We start from the raw sequence: 7,729 nt of genomic DNA, 5'->3' as shown, positions 1-7,729 counted from the left end.
GGTGGGGGATACATCCCCTGAACTGCTTGAATGTGGCCTTTTTCGGTGGGGGTCGCGGGGATGGATGTCCTTGCGCGACTGGTCTGGCACACCCGCTCCCACTATGATCGGACTCCCTGTCGTCGCCTGGGGCACACGCTAACCTCTGTGTGTTCGGGGCACGTGGGGAACGCTGGAAAACACCAGCGTGCGAGATGGTCCTCAGTGTGCCGATAGTGCACAATGGGACAAAAGGCACGCAGGCGGGTATGCAACCTTCTCGGGATACGAGGGCGTCGGGGAAGCGCACTCGTTCGTATCAGGAGGTTCGGTGTCCGCTCGTGGCGTCTTGTACGTCCACTCCGCGCCCGCGGCGCTGTGCCCACACATCGAGTGGGCGGTCGCGGGTGTCGTAGGAGTACCCGTCAAGCTCGACTGGGTCGCCCAACCGGCAGCCCCCGGCCATCACCGTGCCGAGCTCAACTGGCAGGGCAAACCGGGGACCGCGGGGGCGGTGGCTTCGGCGTTGAACGCGTGGCAGCGGCTGCGCTTCGAGGTGACCGAGGAGGCCTCGCCCGGATGCGACGGCGTCCGCTACAGCTACACGCCCGCCCTCGGCGTGTTCACGGCCATCACCAGCGCCGTCGGTGAGGTGCTCGTCTCCGAGGGGCGGCTGCGCGCCGCCATGGAGAACGCCGCCGCCGATGGCGCGGACCTGGCGACCGAACTCGACCGGCTCACCGGTCGGGCCTGGGACGAGGAACTCGAACCCTTCCGTTACGCGGGCGACGGCGCGCCCGTGCGCTGGCTGCACGCCGTGGGCTGACCCCCGCGCACGAGGCGGCCCGTCCACCCTCGCGGGGTGGACGGGCCGCCGTTCACGTCGTCATGGAAGGCACGCCGCCCCGGCCACCGGCCGCTCGGGCCGGCGTCGGAGCGGGGCGCGCACCCCGTCGGTCAACAGGGGGGCTCGGCCTCGCCCGGCCAGATCGCCGAGGCGAGGAGCACCGCGGCCCAGATGCCCAGCGGCACCAGCGGCCAGTACAGGATCAGCTCCCCGCCGAGCAGGCTGGTGGCACCCCACAGTCCGGTCAGCAGTCCGCCGGCCGTCAGCCACCAGCGCCACTCCTCACCCCACTCCGCCCACGGCAGTCGCGGGGGTCGGGGCGCGGGTTCGGGACGGGGGTCGCGTACGCGTTCGGCGCGGAACCGGGGCGCGGGGATCGCGCCCACGGGTACGGGCAGGTCGCCGGTGAGGGCGCGCAGTTCGCCGACCCGGATCGCGATCAGTGCCGCGCCCACCCGGCGTTCGTACTCGTCGGAGTCCAGGCGGCCCTCGGAATAGGCCACCGCAAGGTGGTCGATGGTCAGATCGCGTTCGGTGTCCGAGGCGCGCATCCGGTTCAGCGGCAGACGTTGGGTCTCCACTTGCCACCCCCAAAACGCGAGTTGGTGACCACACTTTACGTGCCGTGCCCGGGCCACGAAAGAGCACGGCGGGGTGGATTCTGCGTGGTTTTCACGGACCACCCCCGAGTCGGAATCCGCGCAGGTCAGTGCCGCAACCAATGCGCCACCGCGCGGCAGGTCGCGGGGTCGGACGCGCCCACCAGACCGCGGTGTTCGTACGGCCCCTGATAGGCGAAGGGGGAGCCGTCCCCACGGGTCACTCGACCGCCCACCTCCGACAGGATCAACGCCGGCGCGGCCACGTCCCAGTCGCGCACCGGGACGTCCTTGACGAACAGGTGGGCGGTCCCCTCAGCGATCCGGCACAGCTTCAGCGCGATGCTGCCGCTCTCCAGGTACTCGCCGTAGCCGAAGCGGTCGTAGGCCCGCCGGGCGATCCCCGTCGGTGCGGGGGTGTTGTCGGTGAGCACCCCGTGTCCCGGCGGACACGGGGCCAGCCAGGGCAGGGCGATCCCGTCCCTGCGGGCGCCACGGCCGTGCACGGCGGTGTACAGGACCTGATGGTGCGGGGCGAACACCGCCGCCACCTCGGGGCGCTCGCCGATCACCAGCGCCGCCTGGGTGACGTAGCCGTCGAACCCGTGCACGTAGCTGGCGGTCCCGTCGATCGGGTCGATCAGCCAGTATCGGGGCGGTCGTGGTGCGGTGAGCGATCCGGGGTCCTCCTCGCTCACCACCGGGATCCGGGCGTCGATCGCGGCCAGTCGTCGCGACAGCGCCCGGTGTGCCATGGCGTCGGCCTCGGCCTTGAACTGGCCGCCCTCCCACACACCGCTGCGCACCGACGGGTCCTCCCGCCAGTCGCGCAGCAGGGAGCCGACCTCCGTGACCGCCGCGGCCACGGCCTCCGAGAGCGGATGCCTCTCGGTCACCACGCGCGCGCCGGGACCACCGGTGACGCCCCGGCCATGGAGACGGCCCCGGGCAGGGCGAAACCCTCGCCGTGCGTGAGGTTCTGCGGGGCGGGGGAGATGCCGTGCGCGGTGAAGTCGCCCTCGCTGATGAACTCGTCGCTCCAGCGCCGCACCATGGCCACCCCCTCCCGCCAGTCGTCGCGCAGACGGGGACCCGCGCCCAACGCCTGGCGCAGGAGGCCGGTGATCTCGTCCACGCCCGCCGCCGCGGTCAGCGCCGCGGTCGAGGAGAAGCGCGGATTGATCTCGAACACCCGGGGCCGACCGGCGCCGTCCAGGCACAGCTGCACGTTGAACGGACCGTCCGCGCGCAGCGCCGCCTGGATCGCCCGACAGGTGCGCACCACCGCCGCGTTGCGCCGGCTCACCGCGTACTTGGTGACGCCCTGCTTGAGCACGACCTCCTTGGGCACCACCGCCTGGACCCCGCCGTCGCGCCAGGCCACCACCGAGACCGTGTACTCCGGGCCGGTGATGCGTTCCTGGACGATCAGTTCGTCGGCCGGGTACCCGCTCTCGGAGACCACCCGGGCCAGGTCACGGGCCGAGTCGACGATCATGACGCCCCGGCTGCCGCGTCCGCTGCGCGGCTTCACGATGAGGCCGCCCCGCGACCGGTCGGCGGCGTCGGTGGGCCATTCCGACATCAGCCAGGTCCGGGGGACACCGATCCCGGCGTCCTCGAGTCGCTGCATCAGGACGTACTTGTCCAGACAGGTGGTGACGAAGTCGAGACGGGGCAACAGCACCTCCACGCCGTCCTTGGCCAGCTCGCCCACGCGGACCAGTTCCTCGTCCACGAGGGGGACGACCGCGACGGCCCGCTCCCGCTCGCACAGTTCCCGCATCCGGGGGACGAAGGCCTCGCTGTCGCCCGGCGGCACCAGGTAGCCCCGGTCGGCGAGGTACAGCCCCGGCGCGACGGGGTCCACATCGGTGGCGACCACGCGGAAGCCTTGTTCGCGCAGGTGAAGGATGGTTCCGGGGGTCGGTGCCGAACCCGCCGTCGTCACCACGACCGTCGGTTTCCTCGTACTGCTCGAAGTCTGCTGTGCCACCGCTGCGACAACCCTTCCAGAGATCCCTCGGATCGGAGTGGTGCGGGAGGGGGATGGCCCGAGACTAGACCGGCGCGGCCTCGCGGGACCCGTGTTTGGCCGAATCCGGTTGCGACGTGAACCGTTCGGCCCCCTCTCGCGTGTACCGGTCGTCCCCGGGAGGAAAGGCCGGAGGGCGGGGACGCGCGTCCCCGCCCTCCTCGTGAGCCTCGGCTCAGGTCACTTCTGCTCGTAGACCGGGGCGATGATCGCGCGGCCCAGGGCGTGCGAGAACAGGTTGAAGCCCAGGAAGGCCGGGCTCCCGGAGGGGTCGATGCCCAGGCTCGGGACGTCCACGGCGTGCACCACGAAGAAGTAGCGGTGCGGTCCGTGTCCGGCGGGCGGGGCGGCGCCGATGTAGCGGTGGCCCCCGGCGTCGTTGCGCAGGGTCACGGCGCCGTCCGGAAGGCCCGAGCCGTTGCCCGCGTCGGTCGCCAACGTGGTCACGTCGACGGGGATGTCGCAGACCGCCCAGTGCCAGAACCCGCTCGCGGTGGGGGCGTCGGGGTCGAAGCAGGTGACGGCGAAGCTCTGCGTCCCCTCGGGGAAGCCGCTCCAGGACAGGTGCGGTGAGGCGTCCTCGCCTCCGGCGCCCATGATCCCGCTGACCTGGGCCTTCGACAGGGTCTTTCCGTCCGCCACGTCATCGCTGGTGACGATGAACGAGTCGACCCGGGGCAGGAAGTCGTAGGGGGAGGGTGGCATGGCCACGGCGATGGCCTCCTTGTCGTCGAGGGTGTGCGTACCGGCCCGAGGTCGGGCCCGCCCCCGAACATACGCGCCACGACCGGCGCGCGTCCCGTGGAACGCGCGGCCCGGACGCGGCCTCCTCGGGCCGGGAGTCGCGTTGTACGGTCGTGCCCACATCCGAACGAACACCGTTCGGTTCCGTCCGCCGGACCGGCACACCGACAGGAGCCGTCATGACCGACCGCTGGGGCATCACCGTCCCCTTCGAGGGCGTCCCCCTGCACGACCAACGATCCCTCTTCGAGGCACTGCCCGACCTCGGCTACACCGACGCCTGGTCGGCCGAGGCCAACGGCACCGACGCCTTCACCCCGCTCGCCCTGGCCGCCGTGTGGGCCCCGAGTCTGCGTCTGGGGACCGCGATCGTGCCCGCCTTCACCCGTGGGCCGGCCACCCTGGCCATGAGCGCCGCCGCCCTCGCCGCCGCCGCGCCGGGCCGTTTCGCCCTGGGCGTGGGCACCTCCTCCAACGTCATCGTGGAGCGCTGGAACTCCCTCCCCTTCGAGGAGCCCTACAAGAAGGTCCGGGACACCGTCCGCTTCCTGCGCGAGGCGCTGACCGGACGCAGGGTCGACGCCGAGTACGACACCTTCGCGGTCCGAGGCTTCACCCTCGGGGCGGTGCCCCCGGAGCAACCGCCGATCCTCGTCGCCGCGTTGCGCCAGGGCATGCTGCGTCTGGCCGGCCGTGAGGGCGACGGGGCCATCGTCAACTGGCTCTCCTCCGAGGACGTGCGCACCGTCGCCCCCATCGTCCGCGAGTTCGGTGCGGACAAGGAGGTCGTCGCCCGGATCTTCGCCGTCCCCGACACCGACCCCGACACCGCTCGTGGCATCGGCCGTCGGGCCGTCGCCGCCTACCTGAACGTGCCCGTCTACCGTGCGTTCCACGAGTGGCTGGGACGCGAGGAGCTCGGTCCCATGTGGAAGGCCTGGGAGGAGGGCGACCGCAAGGGCGCGCTCGCCGCGATCCCCGATCCGGTGGTGGACGACCTCATCGTGCACGGCCCGGCGGAGTACTGCCGTGAACGGATCGAGGCCTACGTCGAGGCCGGGGTCGACACCCCGGTGATCGCACCGATCGTTCCGCCCGACCGGGCCCCCGGCGACGTCGTCCGCGCGCTCGCTCCCCGAGGCTGACCCGGCCCCGGTCGGGCTGTTCGCGCACGCGTGGCGGTGCGACCACGACATCCCGACCGTTCGGTATGTGTCGGGTCGGAATCCGGCCCGCCCGCGGGCGCGGTGGTTCCTCGGGCTCCCTCGGGTCCAGGGGCCACCGCGCTCGCGGTACCGGTTGCCCCGCGCACCGTCTCCGCGACCGCCGTGGGCCCGGCATGGACCGGGCCTCGATCCGGAGCGGCCGGTGCCGCACGGTCCACGGATGCGGGTGGTCACGGAACGGGTGAATACGGTAACAATGGTGCGCTGAGGCCGACCTCCTCGACCGACCGAACCCCTGACCGGAAGGCACCCCCATGCGACGCGTCCTGCTGTGCTCCCTGCCCCTGGCCCTGGTGTTGGCCGCCTGTAGCGGCGGCGAGGACGAGACCCCCGCCGACGACACCGCGGCCGAGGAGGCCGACGCCGGTGGCGGCGCGGACCCCGAGGCGGCGGCACTGACCGTCGCCGAGGGCTTCGTCGCCGCACTGAACTCGGACGACGCCGAGGCCGCCTGCGCCCTCATCGACGAGTCCGCCGAGGCGGCCGTCATCGCCCAGAGCGAGGGCGCCGAGGACTGCGTCTCCGCCTTCCCCGACTACGCGGAGAACCTCCCCGACAGCGAGGCCATCGAGATCGGTGAGGTCGGCGTCGGCACCGACCTGGACGGCGAGACCGAGATCGTCACCGTCACCCTCGTCCACCCCGACCAGGACCCCGGGGCCCTGGAGGTGCGCGAGTCCGACGACGGCACGTGGCACGCCACCCGGATCCCCGGCGCCACCCTCGGCGGTGCCTGACCGGCCCCGCACGAAGGTGACATGAGGAACACCCTCCCCAGGTGGGCGGACGGGGGTCGGCCCCGCGCGATTCTGACAGAGTGGTGCGCCGGGGCCGGCGGTACCGCGTGCCCCGTGGCACACAGAGAAGGAGATGCGGGATGATCCTCATCGTCGTCAAGTTCCGGGTCCGACCCGAGGCCCGGGACGGCTTCATCGACGCGGTCGCCGACTTCACCCGGAACACCCGGGCGGAGCCCGGCAACCTGTGGTTCGAGTGGTCCCGGAGTGTCGAGCGCGACGACGAGTTCGTTCTCGTCGAGGCGTTCGAGGACGGCGCCGCCGAGGCCCACGTGAACAGCGACCACTTCAAGGCCGGACTGGTCACGATGAAGCCGCTGCTCTCGGAGACCCCGCTGATCGTCAGCCGTGTGGTCGAGGGCGAGGGGTGGGACCGGATGGGCGAACTCACCATCGACGAGTAACGACACGGCTGAATCCGGAGGGAACGGACGTTGGACACCTACGTGGCGGACGAGGGCCGGTACGACACCCTGGAGTACCGGTCCTGTGGCGACAGCGGGCTGAAACTGCCCCGGCTGTCGCTGGGCCTGTGGCAGAACTTCGGCAACGATCGGGACTTCGAGAACCAGCGCCGCATCCTGCGCCGCGCCTTCGACCTGGGTGTCTTCCACCTGGACCTGGCCAACAACTACGGTCCTCCGCCCGGTAGCGCCGAGGAGAACCTGGGCCGGATCCTGGCCCGGGACCTGGGCCCCCACCGGGACGAGCTGGTCATCACCACCAAGGCCGGTTGGGTGATGGGCCCCGGCCCGCACCAGCGGGGCGGTTCGCGCAAGTACCTGCTGTCCTCGCTGGACCGCTCCCTGTCCCGCATGGGTCTGGACTACGTCGACATCTTCTACAGTCACCGCCCCGACCCGGACACCCCGCTGGAGGAGACCATGGCGGCCCTCCACCACGCGGTGGTGTCCGGGCGGGCCATGTACGCGGGCATCTCCTCGTACGGTCCGTCGCTCACGCGTCGGGCGGCGGCCATCATGCGCGACCTCGGCACACCCCTGGTCGTGCACCAGCCCTCCTACTCCATGCTCAACCGGTGGGTGGAGGACGGGCTGTTGGCGGCCACCGCCGACGAGGGCATGGGCGTGGTCGGTTTCTCGCCGCTGGCGCAGGGACTCCTGACCGACCGCTACCTGGACGGGACGGTGCCCGCCGACTCCCGGGCCGGGGTGGGCCGTCCCAGCTGGCGCGACAACATGCTCACCGACGATGTGCTGCGCAGGGTGCGGGCACTCGACCAGATCGCCCGCGAACGCGGCCAGACGCTGGCCCAGATGGCGATCTCCTGGGTCCTGCGCGACCAGGGGCCGCGCACCGTGACCACCGCGCTCATCGGTGCGTCCAGCGTGGAGCAACTGGAGCAGAACCTGCGGGCCGTGGAGTCCACCGACTTCACCGAGGAGGAGCTGCGCGACATCGACCGGTGGGCGGTCGACTCCGACATCAACATCTGGTGGGGCGCCACCGCATCCAAGGCGTAGGGCCGCGCGGGGCGGGGC

The 7,729-nt window shown here is 71.7% G+C and carries 9 protein-coding genes; 5 read left to right on the top strand and 4 right to left on the bottom strand.

The window, feature by feature from the left end; translation table 11 throughout:
• The first annotated feature begins 310 nt into the window (after positions 1-310).
• A complete protein-coding gene (locus tag DSY14_RS25720; RefSeq protein WP_211719199.1) occupies positions 311-805 on the top strand; it encodes a DUF3145 domain-containing protein in 495 nt (164 codons plus the stop codon).
• 131 nt (positions 806-936) lie between these two features.
• Here the strand turns inward: DSY14_RS25720 and DSY14_RS25715 are convergent, their stop codons facing one another.
• The 4 genes from DSY14_RS25715 to DSY14_RS25700 form a co-directional block, all read right to left on the bottom strand.
• Positions 937-1,407 carry a DUF1707 domain-containing protein gene (locus DSY14_RS25715; protein ID WP_211719198.1) on the bottom strand — a complete coding sequence of 157 codons (471 nt, stop codon included), beginning with the start codon at positions 1,405-1,407 and terminating at the stop codon, positions 937-939.
• A gap of 125 nt (positions 1,408-1,532) precedes the next feature.
• Positions 1,533-2,321, bottom strand: a complete 789-nt coding sequence (locus DSY14_RS25710) for an inositol monophosphatase family protein (protein ID WP_211719197.1) — start codon at positions 2,319-2,321, stop codon at positions 1,533-1,535.
• On the bottom strand, positions 2,318-3,379 hold the full coding sequence (locus DSY14_RS25705) for an ATP-grasp domain-containing protein (RefSeq protein ID WP_211719196.1): 1,062 nt from the start codon (positions 3,377-3,379) through the stop codon (positions 2,318-2,320). Before DSY14_RS25705 ends, DSY14_RS25710 begins: the two co-directional genes overlap by 4 nt.
• A 261-nt stretch (positions 3,380-3,640) precedes the next feature.
• Complete coding sequence (locus tag DSY14_RS25700; RefSeq protein ID WP_211719195.1) at positions 3,641-4,171, bottom strand: YbhB/YbcL family Raf kinase inhibitor-like protein; 531 nt, start codon at positions 4,169-4,171, stop codon at positions 3,641-3,643.
• A gap of 212 nt (positions 4,172-4,383) precedes the next feature.
• Between DSY14_RS25700 and DSY14_RS25695 the strand changes: the two genes are divergently transcribed.
• The 4 genes from DSY14_RS25695 (at position 4,384) to DSY14_RS25680 (ending at position 7,711) form a co-directional block, all read left to right on the top strand.
• Entirely contained in the window at positions 4,384-5,349 is a 966-nt protein-coding gene (locus DSY14_RS25695; RefSeq protein ID WP_211719194.1) for an LLM class F420-dependent oxidoreductase, read from the top strand.
• 335 nt (positions 5,350-5,684) lie between these two features.
• Positions 5,685-6,167: a lumazine-binding domain protein gene (locus DSY14_RS25690; RefSeq protein ID WP_211719193.1), complete on the top strand. Its 483-nt coding sequence runs from the start codon at positions 5,685-5,687 to the stop codon at positions 6,165-6,167.
• Between the two features lie 140 nt (positions 6,168-6,307).
• Positions 6,308-6,631 (top strand): putative quinol monooxygenase, encoded by a 324-nt coding sequence (locus tag DSY14_RS25685; RefSeq protein ID WP_211719192.1) that lies wholly within the window; start codon positions 6,308-6,310, stop codon positions 6,629-6,631.
• A 30-nt stretch (positions 6,632-6,661) separates the two neighbouring features.
• Positions 6,662-7,711, top strand: a complete 1,050-nt coding sequence (locus DSY14_RS25680; RefSeq protein ID WP_211719191.1) for an aldo/keto reductase — start codon at positions 6,662-6,664, stop codon at positions 7,709-7,711.
• Positions 7,712-7,729: the final 18 nt, after the last annotated feature.

Source organism: Nocardiopsis sp. MG754419 (genome assembly GCF_018207095.1).
Lineage (GTDB): Bacteria > Actinomycetota > Actinomycetes > Streptosporangiales > Streptosporangiaceae > Nocardiopsis.
Note: the sequence above shows the minus strand (reverse complement) of the source record. Positions and strands in the feature narration are given on the sequence as shown.

Bases quoted from the DNA above. Each gene is read 5' to 3' on its own strand.
- DSY14_RS25685 (WP_211719192.1), top strand. From the start codon at position 6,308: ATGATCCTCATCGTCGTCAAGTTCCGGGTCCGACCCGAGGCCCGGGAC.
- DSY14_RS25695 (WP_211719194.1), top strand. From the start codon at position 4,384: ATGACCGACCGCTGGGGCATCACCGTCCCCTTCGAGGGCGTCCCCCTG.
- DSY14_RS25690 (WP_211719193.1), top strand. From the start codon at position 5,685: ATGCGACGCGTCCTGCTGTGCTCCCTGCCCCTGGCCCTGGTGTTGGCC.